Source organism: Bartonella grahamii subsp. shimonis, assembly GCF_036327415.1.
Lineage (GTDB): Bacteria > Pseudomonadota > Alphaproteobacteria > Rhizobiales > Rhizobiaceae > Bartonella > Bartonella shimonis.
The window spans coordinates 1064132-1090313 of record NZ_CP123961.1; the positions used below are offsets into that span (position 1 = coordinate 1064132).

At 36.9% G+C, this 26182-nt stretch carries 17 protein-coding genes; 3 read left to right on the forward strand and 14 right to left on the reverse strand.

Going from position 1 to position 26182, the window contains the following annotated elements; genetic code table 11:
• Nucleotides 1-36: 36 nt before the first annotated feature.
• From pepN to thiC, 8 genes are all read right to left on the reverse strand, one after another.
• Nucleotides 37-2664 (reverse strand): aminopeptidase N, encoded by a 2628-nt coding sequence (gene pepN, locus QHG57_RS04685; RefSeq protein WP_330167331.1) that lies wholly within the window; start codon nucleotides 2662-2664, stop codon nucleotides 37-39.
• 69 nt (nucleotides 2665-2733) lie between these two features.
• The gene (locus QHG57_RS04690; protein WP_330167332.1) at nucleotides 2734-3573 is read right to left on the reverse strand and encodes a uracil-DNA glycosylase; all 840 of its coding nucleotides are present in this window, start codon (nucleotides 3571-3573) and stop codon (nucleotides 2734-2736) included.
• Between the two features lie 369 nt (nucleotides 3574-3942).
• Nucleotides 3943-4701 carry a hydroxymethylpyrimidine/phosphomethylpyrimidine kinase gene (locus QHG57_RS04695; RefSeq protein WP_330169576.1) on the reverse strand — a complete coding sequence of 253 codons (759 nt, stop codon included), beginning with the start codon at nucleotides 4699-4701 and terminating at the stop codon, nucleotides 3943-3945.
• Nucleotides 4692-5297, reverse strand: coding sequence for a thiamine phosphate synthase (locus tag QHG57_RS04700; protein ID WP_330169566.1), 606 nt, complete (start codon nucleotides 5295-5297; stop codon nucleotides 4692-4694). The genes QHG57_RS04695 and QHG57_RS04700 overlap by 10 nt, the downstream gene beginning before the upstream one ends.
• The gene (locus QHG57_RS04705; protein WP_330167335.1) at nucleotides 5294-6067 is read right to left on the reverse strand and encodes a thiazole synthase; all 774 of its coding nucleotides are present in this window, start codon (nucleotides 6065-6067) and stop codon (nucleotides 5294-5296) included. The genes QHG57_RS04700 and QHG57_RS04705 overlap by 4 nt, the downstream gene beginning before the upstream one ends.
• Before the next feature lie 4 nt (nucleotides 6068-6071).
• On the reverse strand, nucleotides 6072-6269 hold the full coding sequence (thiS, locus tag QHG57_RS04710; protein WP_330167336.1) for a sulfur carrier protein ThiS: 198 nt from the start codon (nucleotides 6267-6269) through the stop codon (nucleotides 6072-6074).
• A 3-nt stretch (nucleotides 6270-6272) separates the two neighbouring features.
• Nucleotides 6273-7223, reverse strand: a complete 951-nt coding sequence (locus tag QHG57_RS04715; RefSeq protein WP_330167337.1) for an FAD-dependent oxidoreductase — start codon at nucleotides 7221-7223, stop codon at nucleotides 6273-6275.
• Nucleotides 7220-9055: a phosphomethylpyrimidine synthase ThiC gene (thiC, locus tag QHG57_RS04720; protein ID WP_330167338.1), complete on the reverse strand. Its 1836-nt coding sequence runs from the start codon at nucleotides 9053-9055 to the stop codon at nucleotides 7220-7222. The genes QHG57_RS04715 and thiC overlap by 4 nt, the downstream gene beginning before the upstream one ends.
• Before the next feature lie 3336 nt (nucleotides 9056-12391).
• Between thiC and bgtC the strand changes: the two genes are divergently transcribed.
• A complete protein-coding gene (gene bgtC, locus QHG57_RS04725; protein WP_330167339.1) occupies nucleotides 12392-13366 on the forward strand; it encodes a gene transfer agent tail collar protein BgtC in 975 nt (324 codons plus the stop codon).
• A gap of 1175 nt (nucleotides 13367-14541) precedes the next feature.
• Here bgtC and QHG57_RS04730 read toward each other — a convergent pair.
• The 5 genes from QHG57_RS04730 to QHG57_RS04750 form a co-directional block, all read right to left on the reverse strand.
• A complete protein-coding gene (locus tag QHG57_RS04730; RefSeq protein WP_330169567.1) occupies nucleotides 14542-15348 on the reverse strand; it encodes a heme ABC transporter ATP-binding protein in 807 nt (268 codons plus the stop codon).
• Nucleotides 15345-16442: a FecCD family ABC transporter permease gene (locus QHG57_RS04735; RefSeq protein WP_330169568.1), complete on the reverse strand. Its 1098-nt coding sequence runs from the start codon at nucleotides 16440-16442 to the stop codon at nucleotides 15345-15347. The genes QHG57_RS04730 and QHG57_RS04735 overlap by 4 nt, the downstream gene beginning before the upstream one ends.
• 20 nt (nucleotides 16443-16462) lie before the next feature.
• Nucleotides 16463-17350 carry a heme/hemin ABC transporter substrate-binding protein gene (locus QHG57_RS04740; RefSeq protein ID WP_330169569.1) on the reverse strand — a complete coding sequence of 296 codons (888 nt, stop codon included), beginning with the start codon at nucleotides 17348-17350 and terminating at the stop codon, nucleotides 16463-16465.
• A gap of 18 nt (nucleotides 17351-17368) precedes the next feature.
• Nucleotides 17369-18412: a hemin-degrading factor gene (locus QHG57_RS04745; protein WP_330167343.1), complete on the reverse strand. Its 1044-nt coding sequence runs from the start codon at nucleotides 18410-18412 to the stop codon at nucleotides 17369-17371.
• Nucleotides 18413-18683: 271 nt separating this feature from the next.
• The gene (locus QHG57_RS04750; RefSeq protein ID WP_330169570.1) at nucleotides 18684-20861 is read right to left on the reverse strand and encodes a TonB-dependent hemoglobin/transferrin/lactoferrin family receptor; all 2178 of its coding nucleotides are present in this window, start codon (nucleotides 20859-20861) and stop codon (nucleotides 18684-18686) included.
• A 256-nt stretch (nucleotides 20862-21117) separates the two neighbouring features.
• On the opposite strand from QHG57_RS04750, the gene QHG57_RS04755 reads away from it, so the two are divergent.
• Nucleotides 21118-21891, forward strand: coding sequence for an energy transducer TonB family protein (locus QHG57_RS04755; protein WP_330167345.1), 774 nt, complete (start codon nucleotides 21118-21120; stop codon nucleotides 21889-21891).
• Between the two features lie 1049 nt (nucleotides 21892-22940).
• Here QHG57_RS04755 and QHG57_RS04760 read toward each other — a convergent pair.
• The gene (locus tag QHG57_RS04760) at nucleotides 22941-25031 is read right to left on the reverse strand and encodes a lytic transglycosylase domain-containing protein (RefSeq protein WP_330167346.1); all 2091 of its coding nucleotides are present in this window, start codon (nucleotides 25029-25031) and stop codon (nucleotides 22941-22943) included.
• A gap of 251 nt (nucleotides 25032-25282) precedes the next feature.
• Between QHG57_RS04760 and dapA the strand changes: the two genes are divergently transcribed.
• On the forward strand, nucleotides 25283-26167 hold the full coding sequence (gene dapA, locus QHG57_RS04765; protein WP_330167347.1) for a 4-hydroxy-tetrahydrodipicolinate synthase: 885 nt from the start codon (nucleotides 25283-25285) through the stop codon (nucleotides 26165-26167).
• Nucleotides 26168-26182: the final 15 nt, after the last annotated feature.

Consider the following 26182-nt stretch of genomic DNA (forward strand, 5'->3'; position numbering starts at 1 on the left):
TATTTATAGCATATTGATTTAAAATAACTTTTCGTTTCAAGTGAGCAGACGGTTGATGATATCAGCGACATCACTTGATAATTTTGGCGCAGCAGCAATCGTTTTTAATGCAGCTTCAAGTTTTTGTTGTCGAATGGGTTCTAATTGTCGCCAAGAGCGCATCGTTGTTAATAATCGTGAAGCAAGCTGTGGATTTTTTTTGTCAATTTCCAAAATGATCTGGCAAAGAAAATGATAAGACGTTCCATCCATCCTGTTAAAGCCTGTTAGGTTGTGAGACGCAAAAACACCAATCAAGGCACGCACACGATTGGGATTATCTTTTGAAAAGAGCGGGTGTTGCATAAGTTTTTGAACATAGTCAAGTGTTGATGCTCCTGCAACCATTGCTTGAATGGAGAACCATTTATCCAAGATCAAAGGATCGTGGCGATAACGACTTTCAAAATCATTTAAGGCATTTTGTGCCTGTTCACTTTCATTAAAACGCTTTACTAACGTGGTTATACTAGCTATGCGGTCAGTCATATTATCAGCAGTTGCATATTGTGTGGCAGCACGATTTGGTTGGGCTTCGGCGATGGAGAGATAGTCTAGTATAATATTCCGCAATGCTCGTTTTCCAGCTTGTGCAGTGTTTGGTGAATAGGGTTCATGAGTCTCCATTTGCATATACACTTTTGTGAAGAGCCCTTGATGTGTATGCGCGAGCGAAGCTAAAAACTGATTGCGTACATAATGAATACGATCTGGATCAACATTTTTACCAAGCGTATGGGCAAGTTCAACTTCGCTCGGTAGATTTAAACAAAATGCACGAAACTCAGGTTCAAGACTTTCATCTGTAATGATAGCTTCAATCAATTTTATCAAAGCAGAGGGCATACCCTCTTTTGCTTGTGTTTTATCTTGAATGCTTTGAATCAAAGCTTGCGTCACTAAATGATTAAGAGCTTGCCAGCGATTGATGTGATTGTCATCATGTTGTGCAAGAAAAATAAGTTCGCTCTCATTGAATGGAGTTTGTAGTTTGATAGGCGCAGAGAAGTCTCTAAGCAGTGATAAAATAGGTTTTTCACGCAGACCTTTTAATGTAAACGTTTGGTTTTCTTTGGAGAGAAGCATAACATCTGATTGAATATCCACATCCGCTTCATAAGTGAGAGATTCTCCGTTGTGTCCTAAGAGTCCAAAAGCGATAGGGATAAGCATGGGCTTTTTTGTATTTTGTTGTGGAGTTGCGGGAATATGTTGCTTTGCATGAATTGTTAAAACACCATCGCTATAATGACTATCGATTTCTACATTGGGTGTTCCAGCTTGTTCATACCACAACATGAATTGAGAGAAGTCTTGACCAGATACTTCAGCAAAACAAGCGATAAAATCTTCAATTGTGCAAGCTTGTCCATCATGACGTTGAAAATAAAGATCTGTACCTTTACGAAACAGAGAGGGTCCTAAAATAGTTCGTATCATGCGAACAACTTCAGCACCTTTTTCATAAACAGTTGTGGTGTAAAAATTGTTAATTTGGCTATATTGACGAGGACGTACAGAATGAGCGAGGGGCCCAGCGTCTTCGGCAAATTGAGTAGCTTTTAATGTTTTTATATTTTGAATTCGCTGTAGGCTGCGTACATTTTGATCTGAGGAAAATTCCTGATCACGATAAACAGTGAATCCTTCTTTTAAACAGAGTTGAAACCAATCGCGACAGGTAATACGATTACCGCTCCAATTATGGAAATATTCATGTGCAATGATACGTTCAACATTTCTATAATCCTGATCGGTTGCTGTTTCAGGATCGACAAGAACATATTTATCATTAAAAACGTTAAGACCTTTGTTTTCCATTGCACCCATGTTAAAGTCGGACACAGCAACAATATTGAAAACATCAAGATCATATTCGCGCCCAAAACATTGTTCATCCCAACGCATGGAACGTTTAAGAGCATCCATTGCATAAGTTGCGCGTTTGGTTTTTCCTTTTTCCACATAGATACCAAGCTCGATACGTCGTCCAGATACGGTTGTAAAATGGTCTTCTAACTTATCAAGATCTCCACCTACTAAAGCAAAGAGATAAGATGGTTTGGGATAAGGATCTTCCCAAATGGCAAAATGGCGATTATTCTCTAAAGCTCCTGTTTCCACCAGATTACCATTTGAAAGCAAGATTGGGATTGTTTGGGAATCTGCTTCAATTTTCACTCTATAGGTAGAAAGAACATCTGGGCGGTCGTAAAAATAGGTAATACGACGAAAACCTTCCGATTCGCATTGTGTGCAATAAACACCATTTGAGAGATAAAGGCCCATAAGTTGGCGGTTGCTTTCAGGATTCAGTTCCGTAACCAATTTCAATGTAAAAGGAGTTGCTGGTGGCGTTGTAATTTCTAAACGTGAAGGCGTCACGTTATAAGTGTCTGGCGCTAATGACTCATCATTAATAGAAACGGAAATTAAAGTAAGATCATCACCAGAAAGAACAAGAGGTGTTAACTCTTTTGTATTGTGACGGGTCTCAATAGACAATATGGCTGTAACATAGGTTTTTGTTGGTGCCAATTGGAAGAAAAGTTGTGTTTTAGGGATGGCGTAAGGGGTTGGCTGGTAGTCTTCCAAACGATAAATAGATGTTGTTGGCTGTTCCATAGTTGTTCCCATTCGTATTTTAAGAGTTAAAGAAGGTGTTTAATTTTAGAGTCAAAGAAGATTAAAGAATTACAAAAGGCCATCGAGGCGATTTTTTACTTCTAAGAAGTCTATCCATGTAAGTTTTTTTTGACTAGGGGTTCGGAGAAGGTAGGCAGGGTGGAAAGTTGGCATAACAGGTATTTTTATATTATCCTCACTTTCATAAATATGCCATTTCCCTCGTGTTCGGATAATTCCATTTTGAGATCCCGTAAGGAGCTGTGCAGCAATGCCTCCCAGTGCGATAAGTACACGAGGACGCGCTAAATAAATGTGCCGTTCAATAAAAGGGCGGCACAAGGCAACTTCTCTTGGTGTTGGTGTACGATTTCCTGGTGGACGCCAAGGAATAGTGTTGGCAATGTAAACATTATTTCTTGTTAAGCCAATTGATGCGAGGATTTTATTAAGCAACATCCCTGCTTTTCCCACAAAAGGAATTCCTTGTATATCCTCTTCTCGTCCTGGTGCTTCGCCTATAAGCATTAGGGGGCTTCCTGCTGTTCCATCTGAAAAACAGGTATTTTTTGCTGTCAATTTTAATGAACAGCCATTAAATGCAAGGAGAGCAGACTTTAATTCATCAAGTGTTTCTGCGCTTTTTGCACTCTCTATAGCTGTAGGTTTGTTTTGTATAGCCCCAGAGTTATGCAGCGGATGATGATCTAATTTTACGGTGGGAGATGTTTTGGGAGATGTTTGTTGATTATGAGAAATGTTTAACGTTTGTGTCGTTTTTTTCTCTAAGGAGGCAGATTGGCTAAAACGATCAATAGGGAAATCTGTCAGGACAGCATCCGCACCACTTTCTTTATAAAAGCTTAAGAGTTCTTCATAAGAAATTGAGCAAAACGTTTGATTTAACATTTTATTTTTTCTAATGATCTAACAACTATAGATCAAACAAAATCATCCTTCAAGTTTTATCAATGTACTCGCTAGCCTTTAATGTACAAGAATGCTGATAGGATCTTCTCTTTTCACAAAAAAGGCAAATCGTAAAATGCGCGTGTTCACGATTATATACATCTTTAAATGTACAATTTGTTTAAATTACGCTATTTTAACTTTTTAAACAGACTAAGCTTTTTATAATAAAAGCATTCCCTACTGAATGCAAGTGGTATGATAACATTTTTAGTCATTATATTCTATATTTAATAATTTTTATTAAAAATATTAAATATATGAATGAAATATATAAATATTACTTTTATATGAGAAAATACTAAGACTTTACAAATTGTTTTTACAATGGGTTAAAAGCAATGTGTGGATATATGCTTTTGCTTTTTTTATAGCTGAAATGAGAGGTTCATTTAATGCTAAATGCGCAGCAATAGCGCTGGAAAGGGTGCAACCTGTTCCTCGCATTGTTCCTGTTAAGCGTGGCGCGGAAATATTTATGACTTCAGTTTTGTCAATGAAGCTATCAATTGCAAGAGGACCCTCTGCGTGTCCCCCTTTTACTAAAATAGAGCGAGCTCCCAATGACAAAAGTTTTTTTGCTTGTTGTATTGCTTGCTTATCCTGAGATGCCAATGGACTTTGGCTAAGAAGAGCAAGTTCTTCTCTATTCGGTGTTAAAAGATCAACATGAGGAAGCAGTTTATCGATCATAGTGTCAATGATTGTTTCTGTTGTTAGTTTTCCTCCTGATGAAGCAACAAGTACGGGGTCTAAAATAACTGGGACATGGGGATAATCTTCGAGTACGTTACTGATTGCTGCTATAATTTCTTTTGTCCCCGTCATACCGATTTTTATTGCCCTTATAGGATTTTCTTCTAGGGCGGAACGCATTTGCGCAGCGACGAGGTCTCCGCGCATTGGAATGATTTCGACAACGCGATTATCATCTTGTACGTTAACACAAGTAATTGCTAAATTTGCTTTTATTTGAAAATATACAGCGGTTTCTATATCACGAACAATACCGGCACCTCCCGTTGGATCAGTGCCCGCAACAATAAGAATGGAAGGTATCAACGCCATGTTTGTGTCACTTTTATCCACTGCTGTACACGCTCTTCAGGTTTTTTATGAAGGATAATATCAGTTACGACAGCAGCACTATTTGCTCCTGCTTTTAAAACACCAACTGCGCGTTCTGGTGTTAAACCACCAATACCCACCAAAGGTAAAGTACCAATCCGCTTTCTCCATTGTTTGATTTTTTCTAGTCCTTGCGGCATCCATTTCATTTTTTTTAAGATTGTCGGATAAATAGGACCAAGTGCAATATACTCAGGATTAACAGAGAGCGCGATATCCAATTCATGTTCATCATGTGTACTAAGGCCAACTTTTATACCCCTTTTATGAATTGCGTGAAGATCAGCATTGCTTAAGTCTTCTTGTCCCAGATGAATAAAATTGCACTTTTCATCAATTGCTATTTCCCAATGATCATTAATAATTAATTGTGCTCCCAATTTATTGCATATGTTTTTTGCGCGCTTGATATGTTGACGGATTACTTGTTGATTTTCATGTTTCATACGCAATTGTACGAGTTTAACTCCAAGAGGAAGCAAACGTTCAATCCAATCAGCGTTATCAACGATGAGGTAAAATGGATCCAGTTTCATGAAAATACTGCTTTTCCAATGACAGGCGTTGAAGGGACTGCTACATTGCGTGCTTCGATCATGCCAGCTTTATACCCTATACGTCCTGCTTGAACAGCTTTAGAAAATGCTTCAGCCATTAAGACAGGATCACCTGCTTTAGCAACTGCAGTATTAAGAAGTACTGCATCATAACCGAGTTCCATCGCAATGGTGGCATGTGATGGGCGTCCAATGCCGGCATCAATAACAAGAGTAGCATCAGGAAGGTAAGCACGGATAGAACGCAATCCATCAGTATTATGAGGTCCTTTGGCAGAACCAATAGGAGCACACCAAGGCATAATAACACGGCAACCAATGTCGAAAAGTTTTTCAGCGACAATGAGATCATCCGTTGTGTAAGCAAAAATTTTGAAACCTTCATTGTTTAAGATTTGCGCTGCTTCGATTAAGGAAAAAATATTTGGCTGTAAGGTGTCTGGGTTTCCTATAACTTCGAGTTTAATCCAAGCTGTTTTAAAGAGATCTCTTGCTAATTGCGCTGTGGTTACGGCCTCTTTAACAGTATAACAACCAGCAGTATTAGGAAGCACTGTTACCCCAAGTTCTTGAAGAAATTGCCAAAATTGTCCACCTTGTTTTCCACCTGCAGTTTCACGGCGCAAGGAAACAGTCACAATTTCCGTATTCGATTTATGAATAGCATCACGAAGGATTGCTGGTGAAGGATATTGTGCTGTACCTAATAGAAGACGGGAAGAGAACTGTCGTCCATAAAGATTCAGCATAATTTTAGCCTCCTTGCATTGGGCTTAAAATTTCAATTTTATCTCCTTCATGCAAGGTAAATTGGCTTCGTGCATCTATGGGAACAACTTCAGCGTTAACAGCGGTTGCAAGCCAATTTCCCTCATACCCCAATTCTTCAAGCAAGAGACCGAGAGTCATAACTTCTGTTTGGACTGTTTCACCATTAACAAATATTTGCATGCTTTATTCCAATGCCAATTTCATTGCTCGTTTTGCCATTTCTGGAGACAAAAGAAAACCATGTCTATAAAACCCATTAATAAAAATACAGTTACCATCTTTATGCACAGAAGGGAAGTTATTAGGATAACATGGACGAACACCAACGCCAGATTCAATAATTTCTGCTTCAGCAAAAGCAGGATGTAAAGTATAAGCCGCGTTGAGCAGTTCCATCATTGATCTCACAGAGATCGCACCATCAAAGTCACTTTCTATCATTGTTGCGCCAATCATAAAAATATTATCTTGTCGAGGTACAATGTAGAGAGGAAACCGTGGATGAAGCAGACGAATTGGACGCGAAATTTTAATATCGGTGCAGCGCACGAGAAGCATTTCGCCGCGTACACCCCGTATATTTTTGTCTTTTCCTAAACGTGCTATTCCTGTCGCATCAATAACAATATCAAAATTTGTTTCAGCTGTCTTTACATCAACAAAACACGCTCCATTGTTGAGAAGCTTTTCTTTTAAAGCCATGAGCGCTTTGCGAGGATCAAGATGGGCTTCATTTTCATAAAAGAGCGCACAGTTAAAACATTCTGCAAGATCTGGTTCAAGATGAGCTATTTCTGTATTATCTATGGTTTTGTGATTGTGCGTGCGCACAGAAAATCGTTCAAGCTCTCCTCTATCTCGTGTAGGTGCAACCACTAAAGTGCCTTTTTGTACGACAAGGTTGGGGAGCGTTTTACGCCACCACTGTATAGCCTGTATACCAAGATCTTCAACAATCTGTTCTGCATTTTCTCTTTCACAGTAAGGTGCGAGCATTCCCCCTGCATACCAACTAGCACTTCCTATAGGAGAATAAGGGGGAGCCGATATAGTAACAGAAACATCTTTTTGCTGTAACATAAAGGCAACTGTTAAGCCGCCTACACCTGCACCTTTGATAAGAATCTTCTTCAACTGTTTACTTGCTCTTTTTGAATAGGAATGGCATCTATATAAAGGTCACCATTTTTCTGATATTTTTCGGCCATGGCGACCATACCTTCCCCTTTTGTTTTTCTTATTGCTGCTGCTTCACGAATATCATGGGAAATACGCATAGAACAGAATTTTGGTCCACACATGGAACAAAAATGGACCAATTTATGGGCTTTTTTAGGCATTGTTTCATCATGAAAGGCACAGGCTGTTTCTGGATCAAGAGAAAGGTTGAATTGATCATGCCATCTAAAATCAAATCGTGCACGCGAAAGAGCATTATCGCGCAATTGTGCTCTAGGCAAACCTTTGGCAAGGTCAGCAGCATGAGCCGCAATTTTATAAGTGATTACACCAGTTTTTACGTCATTCCTATCGGGGAGTCCTAGGTGTTCTTTAGGTGTTACATAACACAACATAGCTGTTCCAAACCATCCAATCATAGCGGCACCAATTGCTGATGTAATATGGTCATAACCAGGAGCAATATCGGTTGTAAGAGGTCCCAAAGTATAAAAAGGCGCCTCATGACAAAGATCTAATTGTTGCTCCATATTTTCTTTAATTTTGTGCATTGGGACATGCCCAGGACCTTCAATCATAACCTGTACATCTTTTTCCCAAGCAATTTTTGTCAATTCACCCAAGGTTTTAAGCTCTGCAAATTGGGCTTCATCATTGGCGTCGGCAATAGAGCCAGGGCGCAATCCATCCCCCAAGGAAAGAGAGATGTCATACGTGCGTGCAATATCACAAATTTCATCAAAATGTTCATAGAGAAAACTTTCTTTGTGATGATGCAAGCACCATTTTGCCATAATAGAACCACCTCGTGAAACAATACCTGTTACCCGATCAATGGTCAAAGGGATAAAAGGTAATCTTAATCCCGCATGAATGGTAAAATAATCAACACCTTGTTCTGCCTGCTCAATAAGGGTATCACGGAAAATATCCCATGTTAAGTTTTCGGCAATACCCTGTACTTTTTCGAGTGCTTGATAAAGTGGAACAGTCCCGATGGGAACAGGGGCATTTCGAATAATCCACTCACGAATATTATGAATATTTCGACCTGTTGAGAGATCCATAACTGTATCTGCTCCCCAGCGAATAGCCCAAACCATTTTATCAACTTCTTCTTCCATAGATGAAGTTACTGCTGAATTGCCAATATTGGCATTAATTTTAACACGAAAATTACGTCCAATAATCATGGGTTCGCACTCTGGATGATTAATGTTTTGTGGAATAATGGCGCGTCCACAAGCAATTTCATTGCGAACAAATTCGGCAGTATAAATTTCTGGTATTGATCCAGCAAATGTTTCATCTGATGATATATTCTGCCGTTCTTTTACTACTAATCCTTCATTTTCTCGTATAGCCACATATTCCATTTCCGCTGTAATAATGCCTGCGCGCGCATAAGCCATTTGTGTAATTGCTTTGCCATTTTTTGCTCGTAAAATGGGGCGTTTTTGTTTAAAGGTTGGTGTAAGGTTTTTATCAGAAGCAAAACCATTATCTTCAGGTTTCACTGATCGTGCAGGATAAGTTTCAGTATTATCTCGCTTAGAGAGCCAAGGCAAGCTAATTGCTGGTAAGCCTTTTGTAATGTCAATGATCATATCTTTATCTGTGTAGGGGCCAGAAGTGTCGTAAACGTTTAAAGGTTTTTTACCACTGCCATCAGTCAGTGAAATTTCACGCAATGGTACACGTACATCAGAAAAGAGAAGGCTCTGTTGATAAATTTTGCGTGAAGCGGGAAAAGGGCTACAATTGATTGATGGAGTATTTTTCTGCACAAACTTTTTCCTTATAGACACAGAGTTCAAAAATAGGTTGCGATGTTAATGGGGATGTATTCAAATTATCAATTACGAGCATTCGGATGAATAGGAGTAGTATTGCTTTATAGCAAAGAAAATCTAATAAAGCTCAAGAAAATTTATTTTGAAAAATTGATACAATATCTATTCTCATATTTGCATGCCTCCTCCCACTTAAAGTATTTTTGTTAATATGAATATGGTTGGCTTAAATATCTATATTGTCAATCATAAAAATATATTTTAAACGATTTTGGTGTGTTTTTTAAGAGTGAAAATAAATATTATGAAGTAATAAACTATGATATTGAAGCTTTTATAAACAAGCTTTTATAAACAAGAATAAAGTTAAAAACGGATTATCAAGGAAAAAGTAGATAGTTTATAGCTCTGATTGAGATTTTTTTCATATTAAAATAACCACCCAGAATACCATAAGATTCTCTCATGATACATCTTTTCATATAAAATCACTTCCTTGCACGTCATAAGTGGGGGCGTATGGGGCAAGATACTTGAAGAAAGAAAGCCAAATGTCATTTATGAACATTCTCAGATGCGAGGACTGTCGCAACGTGGGGACAACAAAATGTATGATGGGTTCCAGCTTGTATCTTCAAAAGCTTAAAGATGATGATCTATAATGGCTTACTATTGTATCATTGACGTGTGCTGTCGTAAAATGAACGGTTGGGGTATTCTATTCTTCATGGGGGGATGTTCCCATTAAGAATGCAATAAACAAAAGCGTGAAATAATACCTAATCTTTATCATTAAAAATAATATTGCCTTGAATGTTTTAAAAATCGTAAAGCTGAATTAAAAAATGATGATGAAAACGAACAAAGGTTTTTCATCTTGAAGATTCATCAACATTTTTAAATAGTTGGAAGAGAGAGGAAAGCAAAAGGATGTATCTCAGCATAGAATACTACGTAAATTCATTAATTAGTTTGCAATAAAAATGCGTGCAAAGCACAGAGTTTTATCTTAAGACGAGGTAAAAATTCATTTTCTGAGACATAAAGCTCATTGTTTTCAAGGTAAAGTTATTCAAGAGTCATGTGATATCGTGCAACAATACTACAGATAAGAAATCATTAATTATATACAAAAAGCTTCCTAATTATAATGAAGTGCTCTTATTGTTATAATACAACAAGAGAAAAATTGAGTAAATTTGCGTCAAAAAAATTTTAAACACTAAAATAGGTAATAAATAAAACAAACGCAAACAAAGAATTATTATGATAATGATTAACAAAGCCAAAAACCAATTTTTGAATAAGTAGGGAATTATGAGGAAGAGTAACTAAATTCCTATTATTAGCAATGTTATAATTGGTAGGCATATAAAAGCTGCAGCTATGCAGGAAAAGATGATTGGTATACCCCAGAGATATACAAATGTGTTAACATGAGACTCATAGATAAATTCGTTAGTGAATTCTTTATCTGTACTATCATAGCATTCTATAATCGCTTTGTATTGTCCTATTAATATCATAAAACTCGTTATGCACATTAGGAAGGATATAAAAACAGCTTATCTTTTAGATCTTGTTAAAAAATCATATTTAGGTAATGCAATTATACGAAATAATGAGGTAAATGCTGCAAGGAATAGAAAAGAACCTAAAATATTCTTTTTCCATTCCACTGTAACAATTTTAAGCATCCTCCCCCAATGAAAAGATTATAAACAAAAATCCTAATATACTGCATACTATAAGATCTCCAAAACTCATATCTCCATCTTTCTTTTTGAGTGTTCATTTTGTGGATTCATTAATATAATTATATCAATACGTATTATATCTTTTGTAGACTAGAACAGATTACATTTCATTCATGTATGGTAAGATTATGTATGGCGTTATACATCTAAAAAGTCTGGAATTTCTGAGTTTTTTATTACCTAAAGAAAATGTTTCTGACATTAGAAAATATAGTGATAACTTCGAAAACAGTAAAAAATAACGCCATGTAGAGCTGGTAAAGGGCGTGTAAAGGGTGTAGCTAATAAATGATGCGTATTTTGAAGGGAAGATAAAAGTTAAAGGTGTAGAGAACACTGAAGATAAAGTCGGTAATGAGTGGAGGGGGTATTCTATTTGGAAAAACAAGCCATGGATAGTCCAATTGTCTGGCTACTTATTTAGTAAGATTTTGTAAGGCGTTTTCTTTGATAGTTAAGGGTATAGCAAGTGTTAAATCGATGGAGCATATTTTTTGTTTGGATTGATGAGGCAGATGAGTTAGCAAAACAGTTTGGAAAGTGCTTTTTGATATTGCCATGAATTAAGAAGAACACTAATAATTGCAAGATGTTGTTGAGAATGATTTATTGTTCTTGCAAAAAAAATATACATATAATAATATATACAAAAAGAGAGATGTGCTAAGTGCAGGAGGGGAGAAGTTAGTTACGGGGCGTTAAAAAAACAAGGATGTTGTTCATAAAGATTGGGGGAGGATGCTAGGTCATTCTTTTTAATGTTTTCCGGATCGGATACAACCTTCAAGTTTGGTGAAGGTGTGCGGTATTTCTTTAGTATTTCATTTCCAGTTCAATGAAAGTGTGAAAAAATGACCATATTGAATATATTCTCTATGGTGCATTTAGATTGAACAAAAGCTTGTTTAAAAAACATTGATGCTGATCTTGTAACACAATTTCAGGAATAAATTGAATAAAATAGAACAAAGTATCTGCATGCGAATAAAAACATAATCATGCGAATAAAAACATAATCATGCGAATAAAAACATAATGAAGCATGCAGAGAATTTGAAGCTAACTTTTAAAATTTTAATACAAATGATAGCCAAAAGATAGAGTTTCTTTGTTTAAATATAAAATATCGATGAGATAGATTTAAACGATTAAAAAAATAAAAAAAGATAATGTTTAAGTCAGAAACTTTCTATGTGTATGATAAATTATTACATTCAATAATGGTTATATAAAATCCATAATAAGAAAGATTTTAAACAGTATTTATAAATTTTGCAACAAGAAGCAAAATTTGAAAAATAATTATATAATAACAGCAAAGCAACAAAACAAGATATTAAGTAACCTCAGATGAGGTGGTTCCATTACACATTAGAAGAGAAAGCATTAATACTAATGTTATGAAAAGCATCCGGTGAATTTAGGTTATTAAATTGCAAGGAGTGAAGAGAGGTAAAATGTGTAAATACGGATGGCGCAGTGGTTATGATATACCAATCAACAGCGGCAGCACATTTTAGTACACAGAACGAGAAGTTGTTAGAAAAACTATGAAAATAATGGGGGATTTAGAATGTCTAATATTTACGATTGGTCTCTAAAGGCTGATGAAAATGCTTATTCAGATAGCATCATTAATTGGGCTGAAGGTCAGCCGCCTAGTTCTGTTAATGATAGTGCACGGGCGATGATGCAGCGCGTGCGTGAATATCTTGCAGATAATGGTGGTTCTATTAATTCAAGCTTTACAGTAAATGTGGAAAATAAAACAACATTAATTACCTTAAAGACAGTTTCGCCTATAAAGAAATACAACAATGATATCGTCATACGTTTTAAAGCTTGTGGTGTAAATATTGGTGCGACAACAATAACTGTTAATAATATAGGAGAAAAGCTTATCTATAAAGCCACTGATGCGGGGGTTATGCCATTAGAAGGTGGAGAATTTCAAACAGATGGTATTTATGAAATGGTATACAATAATGGTGTTTTAATAAAAGAGCATGAGGGTTGGTATTTATTAAATCCTACACCACCAAAGATAGAAAGTTTTCCTGCTGGATTCATTGCAACATTTGCTATGCAAAATGTGCCAAATGGTTGGCTTTTATGTGATGGTAAGGCCTATAAGCGTGAGGATTATCCGCAGTTATTCAAGGCAATAGGTGATAAATGGGGAAAAGACAGCGATAAAACTTTTAAAGTTCCTGATTTTAGAGGCATGTTTTTACGCGGCTTTGATAATGGTCGGGGTTTAGATGGTGATAGAAAATTTGCAGATGAACAACAAGATAGCATAAAATCGCATACGCATATTGGGAGCATTGAAAATGCAGGCGAGCATGCGCATAGTTTTGAGTATAAAGGAGTTGGATGGCCAACTGGTGATATTGGGAGGCTACCGAATCATTATACTTATGATGCGACCCTGAAAGGGAAAACAGGTTCTGCTGGCGCACATACACACAAGGTAACTCTTTCCCATACGGGTGAGGTAGAAACGCGTCCTGTTAATACAACCGTTGTCTATGCGATAAAATCATGAGTATGTTTGAGTAATAATAATTCTATATACCCTGATAATTTTGTTAACGCGGAGCAATTCCGCGTTATCTTCTATGTCTATGAAGGAAAATCTATATTGTTAATACGATACTTAAGAGGGGCAAAGAAATAATTTTAAAATGATTGAAAGAAAGAGTTAAGGATATAATTTATTATAAGAAAAAGAAAATCATGATTTTTTTTATAATTGTATGATAACATAGAGAAAATGTGTAAAATCATTTAAACTGTGCCATGAAGAGATCTGGAGATATATTTTTTCATAGGGTGTTTTGATAGGGGATAAGGTGATAAAATTATTCAACCTGAGGCATAAAAAAGTACAATACTTTTAACGTTTTTTGTGCAAAAATAGCTTACCCCTGTATGAGTTAATTCATTTCATAAAGATATCTCTCCTCTTGTTGTCTATTTCATTTCTTTGCATTGCCATGGTGGTGGCTTTATCTGTAAATGATAGTACTCCTTGAGTGGAATCATAGTTACGCCTGTGAAGCAGCAGACAAACACTGTTTCTATACTCTCTCCTCATCCCTGTATTCCGCATTGTTTTTGCATTAGGGGACTTACAAGAAGCGTTATTGAGTTTATTTTGAAGTTTTTATTCAATAGTTTAATTCTTTGTGATATGCCAATAACCAATTTTTTAATTAGAGAAAAAAAAAAAATATCATTATAAATCAATATTTATTTATACAAAAAGCTAAAGTATATATGTTATAAAGAAAATATTACTATTAAAGCTACAAATGAATCTTTTATGGAAGGGAGAAAGGGACTTGATTTCTATATGGTCCTTAGAAGATATAAGTAATACACCCCATTATTATAACAAAGACATTTGTACGCATTTCTTGAATCATTTTTATAAAGATAAAAGTGATAGAAAGAGTGGGAAAACGCATATTTATGTTGTATAAATTCGTACTATCTAACAGTGTGATAGCAAAACAAAATTTCACATGTTTTTAGTTACGTAAAATCTTGAAAGATTTTGAACTAGTAGTTTTTTCCAAAAATATCTTTAGGATGCTTGGTATTCTTGTTTAAAATGACAGATGACAAAAAGGAATTCATATAAAAATAAAACAGATTCCTAGATATTTGTGTGTTTTATTTTGTTATGGATTTTAGTTTTTAGATTGAAGCCGATAGCTAAAGATTTAATTTGATAGAGGATGCCGTTTGAGGGAGTATAAAAGGGATATCTTTTTTAGGTAATTCAGAAACGTTTAAAGAACAATGATAAACGTTGCGAAGATTTTGTGTTGTCAAAACGTTAGTTGCATTCCCTTGGCAATAAATCTCTCCCTCCTTGAGCAAGATCATGTTATCTGCATAATGTGCCGCGAGATTGAGGTCATGAAGAACAGCAAGAACGCCGCCACCAGAATGGGCAAATTGTTTAGCAATATCCATAACAATGATTTGATGTTGAATATCGAGGCTAGCAATAGGTTCATCTAATATCATCCAGCGAGGAATCCCGTTATGAACAGGTTTCCAGATTTGGCAAAGTACACGGGCAAGTTGTACTCTAGCTTGTTCTCCACCTGATAATTGGTGATAATACAGATTGCCATAATCAGAAAGGTCAACGCACTCTAAAGCTTTTTGGATAAGATTTTGCAATTCAGTTTTAGTAATGGTAAATTGGTTTACAGAAAGGCCGAGTCCTACAACTTCATGGACTAAGAATGGAAATACGAGCGTTGTTGATTGTGGTAGCACAGCACGCATTTTTGCCATTTCATGCGTTTTTGTTTGGCATACATTATAACCATTTAAGGTTATTTTTCCACTGTAAGGAATTTCACCACTCAGAGCTTTGATAAAGGTACTTTTTCCAGATCCATTAGGACCAATAATAATGGTAAAAGCACCACTTTTAGCTTGAAGATTAATGTGTTTAAGAATCTGCTTCTTTCCGCGCTGAACACAAATATTTGTCGCTTCAATCATGAAAAATCTGTTCCTCGTTTGCATATAAGGATCCATAGAAAGAAAGGTGCACCAAAAAGTGCTGTTACAATTCCAATCGGCAATTCTGCGGGGGCAACAATTAAGCGTGCAAACGTATCAGCAAAAATAAGTAATGCTGCTCCCAAGAGAGCAGAGCAAGGAATGAGATAGCGATGATCAGGACCAATGAGCTGACGTAAAATATGAGGAACAATAATACCAATAAAACCAATACCACCACTGACAGCAACAGCACTACCACACATAAGAGCAACAAGGGGAATAGCAATATTTTTAACGCGTTGAATATGGAATCCAATATGGCCAGCAACAGCTTCTCCAAGAGCAAGGGCATTAAGTGCTCGTGATAAAAAGGGAGAGAAAAGAAGACCAATAACGATGAAAGGGAGAACGAGCCATATTTTCAACCATGTAGCACCCGCAAGAGAGCCAAGACTCCAAAAAGTGATATCACGGAGTTGTTGGTCATTTGCGATAAAAATCAATGTTCCGACAACTGCACTGCTTAATGCACCAAGAGCAATACCAGCAAGCAGCATGGTTGCAATAGAGGTAAAGCTATTATGCGTTGCTATTATGTAGAGAATAATCGTTGATAAAAGTCCACCCAAAAAAGCACCTATGATAACTTTGTAAGGCTCTAGAAAAGGTGCAAATGAAACAGGAAAAGCAATACCGACAACAATTGCTAAGACTGCTCCAAGTCCAGCACCTGCTGATACACCTACAATTCCAGGATCTGCAAGAGGATTACGGAAAAGCCCTTGCATAAGAACACCGGAGACAGCTAAAGCTGCTCCAATCAACAATCCCAAGATAACACGGGGAAGCCTTATGTCGATAAGCACAAGGTAATCACGCGTTTTACTACTTACCGAAAAATCTTGTGTAAGCATCACATGGAGGAGATCAACGAAAGAAACCTTTGCTGCACCATTCAAGAGCCCACCAAAAATACTGAAGGTAAGGAATATTATTAAGCTTAATAATAAAATCTTCCCCTGCTTTGAACGGTTTATTTTTTTACCTTCTTTTGTTTCAGGTAAATGCATTATGGATGTATCATCTGCCATTTTTATCAGCTTTTACCATTTTAATTTGCACCATAAAGTATCTCAATAAGCTCTCTTGATGCATCTGCAGTGCGTGGACCAAATCCCAAAAGATACATAGCATCCATCTGTTTTATGGCATGATTTTTTGCTGCAGTTGTTGCTTGAATTGCAGGTATGGCTAAAATCTTATCAATGCTGGTTGATCTTGCTCCATGTTTTACAAGTAAGATAACATCGGGATCTGATTTCAATAACGCTTCGCCGTTGAGAAGTTTATATCCTTTATAATCGGTGATGGCATTGATAGCACCTGAAAGTTTTATCATACTATCAGCTGCAGTACCTGTTCCAGATGCCATGACGCGTCCATTTTGCACAGAGAAAACAAAAAGAACACGCTTCGGTGTTATTACTTTCGCCAAAAGCGCATCGTTATCTAAAAAATTACGCTTCAACTTTTCAATTAACGCAGCGGCTTGCACTTCCCGATGGATAGCTTGGCCAACGAGGCGAATCTTTTCTACTACATTTTCACGGGAGTAATCTTCTGGTATGATCACCAGAGGTATTGATGTTTTTTTGAGAATATCAATTGTTGAAGCAGGACCACTTCCTTCAACAAGCAATATGCCCTCTGGGGCAAGTGATAAAACACCCTCAGGCGAAAGAGAACGCATATATCCAAGCACAGGAAGCTTGAGCGCTTCTTGTGGGTAAACGCTTGTACTATCACGGGCGACAAGTTGATTTTGGGCTCCCAATGCATAGACAATTTCTGTAAGTGCTCCGCCGATAGAAACAATTCGAGCATTTTCAGGAAAACGGGTTGTGGGTTCAGCAATCACTTGTTTAGAAAAACAGATAAGAGAGAACAGTAAACACATAAGAAAAAGGTTTGATAATCTATGCAAAAGAGATATAAACATGTCCGACCTTACCTTATCTTAGTTACTGCTGTTTTCTTGGCACGATGGTAAACCATTCAATAAAGAGCGCCAATCTTCACGTTCTTTTTGACCCTCCTTGCGTACGCCAAAGAATTGAATAATCATCTCATCATCTTTATCGAAAACTTCAAGAGAGTTGACATACCCATCAATCGTAGGTTTGCGAACACGCCATACTTTATTGATCCCAGAAACGAGTAAATGAAGGTGAAATTTCTGATCGAGAACATTAAGCCAAGGTCCCATTTGCTTAATGTTCTTTACTTGCCCAGTGAAAATTTGGATACATCCTTTATTACCAACAAAACACATAATTGGTAACTCTTCTTGTGCAACTTGTTTGAGCATCATCTCAACAGCTTCTATTTTTAACTCATCGGCAAATTCATTTCCGGCATGTTTTACAGCATCGTGTCGATTAATTTTCAGTTCAGAAATAATCCCATGAAGTTGATGTACATCAGTCATCTGTCGCCAACGATCTCGAAACTTTTCAACATTCAGCTTTGCTGTATCACATTGTACTGGAGTAGGAACGGGAGAAATATCAAGTACTGGTGATTGATCGTCATGAAGCAACTTTTCAACAAGTGCAGCCCACTCTTCCATATTTGTTGCGTCTTTAGAATAGAGTTTGAAAATAGCAATGCCATATTGATCAAAAAATTGCAGACTTTTCATAGGTCTTTCGAGAATAGTCACGTCATGCTCGAAACCAAACTTCCATTGTTTTGAAAAAATACGCAAGTCAATTTCACCGAGTGTTATCGGAATATGCTGGCTTTGAACAATCTTTTCAAAACATCCTGTTATTTCATGAACAGCATTTTCATTCCGTATTAATGCCATAACTGTCCCAAGTTTAGGAGCATTTTCCAAGAGAGTAGCGACATCAGCACGTAGTTTTTTTGCTTTTCCAATTGTACAATAAGCCGCAATGAGTTCTGCTTCAGATATACCAATAGAGGCCGCGAAATCGCGGTTACGCATCTCTTTTTTTTCTTCACGCAAGCGAATAATCATTTCGGCTGTGTATGACATGGGCTTATCCTTATATTACCTGTTTGAAGGTTAATTGTCTAATTTTACAACTCAAAGGCAGTAAGTCAAACCACTATCAATTAATGGTTCAACCCACCACCAAACAAGCCCTGATTTTATCAACAGTAGAACAATAAAAACCGATAAATTACAAAGAGTTAAAGCAAAAACATCAAAATTTGTTGTTCAAAGAACAATCAGAACAGAAACGCAACAATTTATTCTTTATCGATATAACCTCTTTAATTGATCTAATGGTTAACAAAAGTGACTAAAATTTTTGCACGAACGAAACTTTAAAGTTGCGACCAGGCTGACTATAATAATCCTTCGGTGTTGAGCTTTCACCGGAAGGAAGATCTGAAACATTCCAATATTTTTGATTGAACAGATTATAAATACCGGCTCTTAGAATAGGTCCCGTTTCACCGAATGGTTTCCACCACCCTGTCATATCAACGACATGGTATCCTGGATTTTTTTGGTAATCAGATGCTTTAGCTATTTTGTCACGTTTGGCTGCTACAGTAAGTATAACATCGCTTCCCCAAACTTCTTTTGCATATCCTAATCCGATAATTGTTTTCAAAGGAGGAATTGAGTTAAGATACTCTTTTTTATCAAGATCTTTTCCTTGTGAATAAGAAAGAGCAATATTGCTATGAAAACCATTTTTAAGAACTAAATGCGCTTTTGTTTCAACACCAAAAATTTGCACGCGGAAGCGATTCATGTAATGCCGACGCGCAAATTTGAACTCCTCTGATGGTCCTCTATCCTCGGTATCTATGAAATTCTTATATTGGTTGATAAAGGCATTGAAGGAACCACCAAAATTTACATTTCCATAGCGTAGCCCCACATCATACCCATTGCTCGTTTCTGGTTGAAGGTCAGGATTTCCTTTCACGTAATAAGCAGGGGGTTTTATATAAGAGACATAAAGCTCTGAAATACGTGGTGCACGAAAAGCTTGTGCCCATTGAGCATAGAGCGTAACTTGATTACGAACATCCCACTCCATGCGTAATTTAGGAGAAAAACGTGAACCATCTCTTTCTGGAGGAAATTTGTCAGAAAGCAGAGCTTTCTCATAAGAAGATGTTTTCTGAGGAACATATTTGTACCAATCATACCGGATTCCCGGCGTTACACGAAAACGATCATCAACGAATCCAATTTCATCTTCAAAAGCAAAACCCAAATTGTAACCATTGGTGTCTGGTGAATCTGATCGATTAGCAGGAACAAAAAGACATCCTTGAGCGTATTCTTTTATATGACAATTGTCTTTACCAAACAAATAGTGATGAAATTTAGATGACGAAATATTCGTTGCAAACTTTAACGTATGGCTTACAGTGCCAAAATCCACTTTTTTAAGTGCATCAGCATTGAAACCGTAATTGATATTACGTAAAAAATTATCTCTCAAATAATCCCCTTTAGGGGCTGAAACACGAACGCCAGTCATAACGTAATGACTTGATTGCCTTTGCCAATAAAGCAGCCCACTAAACGCATCAAGAACTGCATCACCATCACCATTATAATCATAAGAAAGAGAAAAACGCTCACGAAGTTTATTATCCCGTTCATAAACGGAACCAGGAGCATATCTTTTAGACGAATTTAATGCATGTGTGTTACTATTATGACCAAAACGCTCTGCAGTAAAACCAAGCCGATGATTATCGCTCAAATATTGATGAATTTTAAAAAGCAAGTTATTTTTGTCAAAGTGAGAGGGGTTTTTACGCGTGCGTTCTCCATATCCCCCCACTGTTCCCATATTTTTGCGCTCATGACCTTCTACATAAGACCCTTGGAAAAGCAAAAGTGTTTGGTAATTGCGCACAGCAAGAGCTTGATCGACGCGCCAACTATTATCAACAGAATGATAACCACCTTTTATAAGGCTTCCCCAATTCTTTCCTTCCATGATAAGGTCTTCAGGATTAAGGGTACGCAGAGCAATTATTCCTCCCAGGGCGCCAGAACCATAAAGACTAGAATCTGATCCTTGAATAGTATCAAACGTAGAAAGAGCATTGAAATCAAAAGTTGTGTTTCCACCTCCACCACGGAATATATCATTAAGCCATGGAAGAGAAATACCATCCATTGTCGTAAGAACACGGTTTGCATCTAAACCACGAATAATGAAACTATTATTTTCCGAATTATAAGAGACAAAAGGATTAAGACGACTCACATCATAAACATCAGTTATTTGTTTTTCATCAATATTCTTATTGTTTTTACGATCAGTTAGAATGGTTATTGAATTTGAAGAATTTTCTATTTTTTTTCCTTTAATAAGGATTGGTTTGAGCTCAGTCACAACACTCTTATCGCTGTTTTGTGCAAAAACAAATGAAGGTATACAGACCGATAACACACCTAAAATCACACAGCTCTTATGGATATTTTTTCGTCTTATTCGCATAACACATTATAACCTTTTTTAAAAACATCCCCTCTCTAAGCTTGAAATTTTACATATAAAAATGCCCGTAAAAATGCTTGACCTAACCCTATCAAAAATTAGCTAACCAAGCAGGAATGATTTAACAATATAAAACCACGGGGAGACCATATTAAACATGATAAAATCAGTCAAGAAAAAAGTTGCAATTTCAAAATAGCTTGTTTTAATGAGAGGAAATATCAATATTGCACTTAAAGAATAGCGGAAAAAAACGATGAATTTTACAAACACGAGGCAGTTATCAACTCTTTGGATTTGTGCATTTTTCTGCGCTCTTTCTTTGCATATAGTATTGGGAGCACAGTTTTATTTTCGAAAGACTGGCGTCACTAATGGTATGCTCTCGGCGACGCTTATGCTAACGCTTGCCCAAGAGGGGCTCTATCTGGATGCTGATATAGATTCGTCGAATCCAGATCATGATACAGATTTAGCAAGTGTCAGCACAAAATCAGAACGATTACAGCCAGATCTTGCTGAGCAAGATCCAGAGATATTGGAACCCGTGGATGAAGTTCAATCGGAAGAACCTCAGCATATGGTAGAACAAGATGACTTAAAGTCTTTGGAAGAACCCCTTCCTCAAAAATTAAAAGATAAAATATTTGAAAAAAAAACAAGGACAAAGACAGTTGTAAAGCAGCTACCTGTAAAGGCCGTACGTTCAGTGACCGCCAGAAAGAGCGGCAGTACCGCAGGGCTTGAAGATATGTTGTTAATGGAGTGGTTAGCAAAGGTACAGTCACAATTAGAAAAGCAAAAAAATTATGTTGTAGGACATCGTACTAGCCGAGCAAAAGGAACGGTGAAGTTAGAATTTAGGGTGCATGAGCAGGGAAGCATTTTTTCTAGCCGTGTTGTCGCTTCTGCTGGAGATCCAGAACTTGATCGATTAGCTATGGCAGCACTTCAACGCGTTGGTTCTTTTCCGCCACCACCACCATCAAAAGTGAATAAAATGATCAGAGTATCCCTGATATTTAGCTGATTTTTATGCGAGGTGCTTTTCTTATAATATAATTGTTTTATAATGATTATTTATAATTTGAATGAAAGTTAAAATATAGTTCGTTCGCATTTTTTTGACGTTGAATCAATCAAAACCATCCGCTTACTTATGACACAAGTTGAGGGGGGAGCATGGATAAAAAACTTCTAAAAAGCAGTGAATATACTTCTTATGAATGCCCTAAATGAAAGGGTTGTTGCAACATTGGAAGTTAAGGGATGATAAAGCTATAGCTTTTATTAAGTAAAGGTTAATCGTTTCTAATCGATTTGCATACCATTCGTGAGAGGATTTTCGTAAGTACTTTTCAGATACACCGTTGTGAAATAGACTTAAAAACATTAAAATAAAACAAGAATATAAATAAGAAAAACATACTATTTTTGTATGCTTCGTTTTGTGTGAAGGATGAAAGCTTATATGTAAAGAAAGCTTATATGTAAAAATGAGAAAAACAAAAAGCAAAGCTTTATCTTCACCATTATAAAGATATTAACATATTTAAAAGTTGTAAAACCGAATGAAAAGGGAAGGGGTATAAGAGAATTATTTGTCTTTAAGGCTTTTAAACTCAATGAGTCTGTCTTTCTGTTATCAGAGATAATCCAAACGATATATATAATAACGTATTCTTATTTGGTATAGAAATGTTATAAGCAGAACAAAATAGTCTTAAAATATGCTGTTGCACAAGATTTGAATATTGACTAATAAGCCACAGTAAAAGGATGCGCTATTTGTTTCACTCTTCTCTTAATATTTGTAATCATCTATGATATTGCCATTTATTTTGAGAAAAATGAACTATTTGTACGACATGTTGATTATAATGATAATTCATCATTTTGTATTTGGAATAAGAAACCCGAATAGCGTATAATTCTCTCATTTCGAATTTATTGATACCGAATTAATTAAAATTACTTTCTTATACATCACAAGCAAGCGGGTATGTGGGTACTATTTAGAAAAGAATAAAAACACCTCTTATGAATGCTTTCAAATGCTATTTGGGAAGTTAAGGTATATTATTTCCATCGACCAGAAAGAAGGTCGGTTTTTATATCTATTTTTCCAGTGAGTCTTGCTTTGTAGACACCATAATTTTCCATGACACGCATCACGTAATTACGTGTTTCTGTATAAGGAATACGCTCAATCCAATCAATGACGTTATCGAGAGATTGTCCTCGAGGGTCGCCATAACGTTTTATCCATTCATTGACTCGACGAGGCCCCGCATTATAGCCAATAAGAGTTAGTATATAGGATCCATTAAAACGTTCCAATTGTTCATTGATAAAATGGGCCCCTAATGTTGCATTATAACGAGCATCACTGCTGAATTTTTTAGAAGACCATGCGATTGAGTGTTTTTTTGCCAGTGCTTTTGCTGTTGTAGGAAGCAATTGGAGTATACCTTGTGCACCTGCTTTTGATATGGCAGTTGGATTAAATTCGCTTTCTTGGCGTGCAATGGCATAGATAAGCGATTTTTCTTCTACAGAAATATTAGCAGAAGCTGGTATAGCTCCCAGAGGATGAGAGAGTGCACCGACATTTTTTCCCTGAAAAACAGCCATTTTTCCAATTTTGAGGCTGGTATAATAGTCTCCATTTTTTTCTGCCATAACAGCCAGAAGAGCTAATTCACCGGGGCTTTCTATTTTTTTTCCGAGCTCTCTATAAAAAATTTTAGCAAAATCAGCATAGCCGGCTGCTTCAAGACGTTGAATTGCTTTGATCGCTTTTCGTGCACTAAAATGTTGTCGCTCAGCGGTTGTTGGTTTGGGAAAGGAAACTTTAAGCTTTTTTTGATTGAGTCGTGCAGCGGCTAATTGACCGTAGTAAGTTGCACCAAAATGAGCTGCGCGATGAAAATAATGCTGGGCATTTTTATGTTCTCCTAGCGTTTCTGCTGTTCGTCCTAGCCAGTAATATCCACGTGATGCAGAAAAAGGTAAAGAAGAGAGTTGAGGAATACGTGAAAAATGCTGCATTGCTAATTTAGGGTTATGAAGAAACCGTAGTGCGTACCATCCTGCATGAAACTCAGCATCGATGGCTAATGTAGATGTTATACCAGTGTGCATTGTAACGAGTTGATAAGCAATTTTGGGTTTGTTTAAATCGAGCATTTCACGAGAGAGGGCGCGTTGTTCTTTCCACAATGAATGAGGGTTCATAAGGCGGAATGCGTCTTTTGATGTTTTCATCATGAGTGCTGCGGCTGCATCATATTGCTCTGTTCGTCGAAGATGGCGTATTCGAGCAAACTGAAAAAGAGGATCTTTTTGCCATGATCTCTCTGCAGCTTTTAATTTTTGTGTAGCTCTAGGATCATTTTTTTCAACGGCCACAAAAGCATTAAAAAGAGATTGAGCATGGGCTAATTTTGCAACGCGTGCTGCTGAATCAAAACGATGTGCATACAGCATAGACTGCATGCGTTTCAAATGATCAATAGGTTTTAATGCAGCGCTTGCATTTTTAAGAACAAATATTTCTTCTTTTGCATTAAGCTGTGTTTTATGCCACCACGGTGCAATAACGTGTTGAGCACGAATGGTTTGTCCCGTTGCGATAAGTGCTTTAGCGAAGAGAGCCATCCCTTGTGCTGTTTGGGGCGGGTGATGAGAAAATTTTTGGATGATTGTGCGTGTAACGTTGGTTTCATTAAGAAAAGCACGTTCAGCATTGCACTTCATCGCTTCTATACCTGGCCATCCTTTTAGCATATTGATTGCATTAAATATTTCAGAACTTGGTATATTTTCCTGGTTTGATACTCCCATCGCCCATGTCAAAATATGACGATCAAGGCTATGTTTTTCCATTGAATTACGAAGATTTATTGTTTTTGCAATATTGTTGTTTGCTAGTGCATCTAGCCCAGCTTTCAGTTGCTGAAGTGTAGCAGTATTGTGTGATGTCGTGTGTATCTGTTGAAAAGGCTCTAGAGTTTCTTTTTCGGTAAAGGGAGTAGGGCGCACCAAAGGGATTGGCGTTTTCCCGTGCAAAAGGGGTGTTTGCGCGTATACATTTGAAAATAAAATTTTTATTGCCAGTATAAGTGCAGTAAAGGTTGATACGAAAAGAGAGGTGGAAAATACACGCATAGAGAAAAGACCTTGAGACCTTGCTTTTTGTAAAAACTTAAGGGTTTATAGAACATAAGCATGAAAAACGCGTTAATATAGACGGCTTATTTTAAAGAAATGTGCAAAATTTAAGGAGGGCCATTTTTATCTTATGAGGGCTTTTTTTGAAATTCATCTTGCTTCAATGATAGAGCAAGATTATGCTCTATTTAAAATTTATAAAAGGCGATTATTAAAAAAATAAAAGCGAACATTATAGGGAGTTTATCATGCTCAAGGGAGCGATAACTGCGCTTATTACACCGTTTGATAATAAGGGCGCAATTGATGAGAAGGCGTTTTGTGATTTTATTGAATGGCAGATCACACAAGGGATTAACGGTGTAAGCCCAGTTGGGACAACAGGTGAATCAGCAACGTTAAGTCATGAAGAACATAAGCGGATTATAGAATTGTGTGTTGAGCAGGTTGCAAAGCGTGTTCCTGTTGTTGCTGGAGCGGGATCAAATAGCACAAGTGAGGCTGTAGAGCTTGCACAATACGCACAAAAAGCTGGTGCAGATGCAGTTTTGGTTGTCACTCCCTATTATAATAGACCAAATCAATCTGGTTTATACAAGCACTTTTCTTCCATTGCCAAAGCGGTTTCTATTCCGATTATAATTTATAATATTCCTGGTCGTTCTGTTATCGATATGGCTGTGGAAACGATGAAAGACCTTTATCAAGATTTTAGCAATATCATTGGTGTTAAGGATGCAACAAGTAGAATTGAGCGCGTTAGTGAACAAGGTGAAAAGTGTGGAAAAGATTTTGTGCAGCTTTCCGGTGATGACTGTACAGCGTTAGGCTTTAATGCACATGGAGGTATGGGGTGTATTTCGGTTTCCTCCAATGTTGCTCCAAAGCTTTGTGCAGAGCTTCAAGCCGCTTGTTTTCGTGGTGATTATCAAACAGCACGAGAATTAAATGATCGCCTGATGCCTCTTAATCGTGCTGTGTTTATTGAGCCTAGTCCAGCAGGTATTAAATATGCTGCTGCAAAATTAGGGTTTTGTGGTGATACTGTGCGTTCTCCGATTGTTCCATTAACAGAGAGCACAAAGAAGATTATTGATGCCGCTCTCAGTCATGCTGGTCTTTTAAAAGCATAAAATGATATTGATAGA

Bases quoted from the DNA above. Each gene is read 5' to 3' on its own strand.
- QHG57_RS04750 (WP_330169570.1), bottom strand. From the start codon at position 20,861: ATGCGAATAAGACGAAAAAATATCCATAAGAGCTGTGTGATTTTAGGT.
- QHG57_RS04745 (WP_330167343.1), bottom strand. From the start codon at position 18,412: ATGTCATACACAGCCGAAATGATTATTCGCTTGCGTGAAGAAAAAAAA.
- QHG57_RS04705 (WP_330167335.1), bottom strand. From the start codon at position 6,067: ATGCTGAATCTTTATGGACGACAGTTCTCTTCCCGTCTTCTATTAGGT.
- pepN (WP_330167331.1), bottom strand. From the start codon at position 2,664: ATGGAACAGCCAACAACATCTATTTATCGTTTGGAAGACTACCAGCCA.
- QHG57_RS04760 (WP_330167346.1), bottom strand. From the start codon at position 25,031: ATGCGTGTATTTTCCACCTCTCTTTTCGTATCAACCTTTACTGCACTT.
- QHG57_RS04730 (WP_330169567.1), bottom strand. From the start codon at position 15,348: ATGATTGAAGCGACAAATATTTGTGTTCAGCGCGGAAAGAAGCAGATT.
- QHG57_RS04735 (WP_330169568.1), bottom strand. From the start codon at position 16,442: ATGGCAGATGATACATCCATAATGCATTTACCTGAAACAAAAGAAGGT.
- QHG57_RS04700 (WP_330169566.1), bottom strand. From the start codon at position 5,297: ATGAAACTGGATCCATTTTACCTCATCGTTGATAACGCTGATTGGATT.
- dapA (WP_330167347.1), top strand. From the start codon at position 25,283: ATGCTCAAGGGAGCGATAACTGCGCTTATTACACCGTTTGATAATAAG.
- thiS (WP_330167336.1), bottom strand. From the start codon at position 6,269: ATGCAAATATTTGTTAATGGTGAAACAGTCCAAACAGAAGTTATGACT.
- QHG57_RS04690 (WP_330167332.1), bottom strand. From the start codon at position 3,573: ATGTTAAATCAAACGTTTTGCTCAATTTCTTATGAAGAACTCTTAAGC.
- QHG57_RS04740 (WP_330169569.1), bottom strand. From the start codon at position 17,350: ATGTTTATATCTCTTTTGCATAGATTATCAAACCTTTTTCTTATGTGT.
- QHG57_RS04755 (WP_330167345.1), top strand. From the start codon at position 21,118: ATGAATTTTACAAACACGAGGCAGTTATCAACTCTTTGGATTTGTGCA.
- QHG57_RS04695 (WP_330169576.1), bottom strand. From the start codon at position 4,701: ATGGCGTTGATACCTTCCATTCTTATTGTTGCGGGCACTGATCCAACG.
- bgtC (WP_330167339.1), top strand. From the start codon at position 12,392: ATGTCTAATATTTACGATTGGTCTCTAAAGGCTGATGAAAATGCTTAT.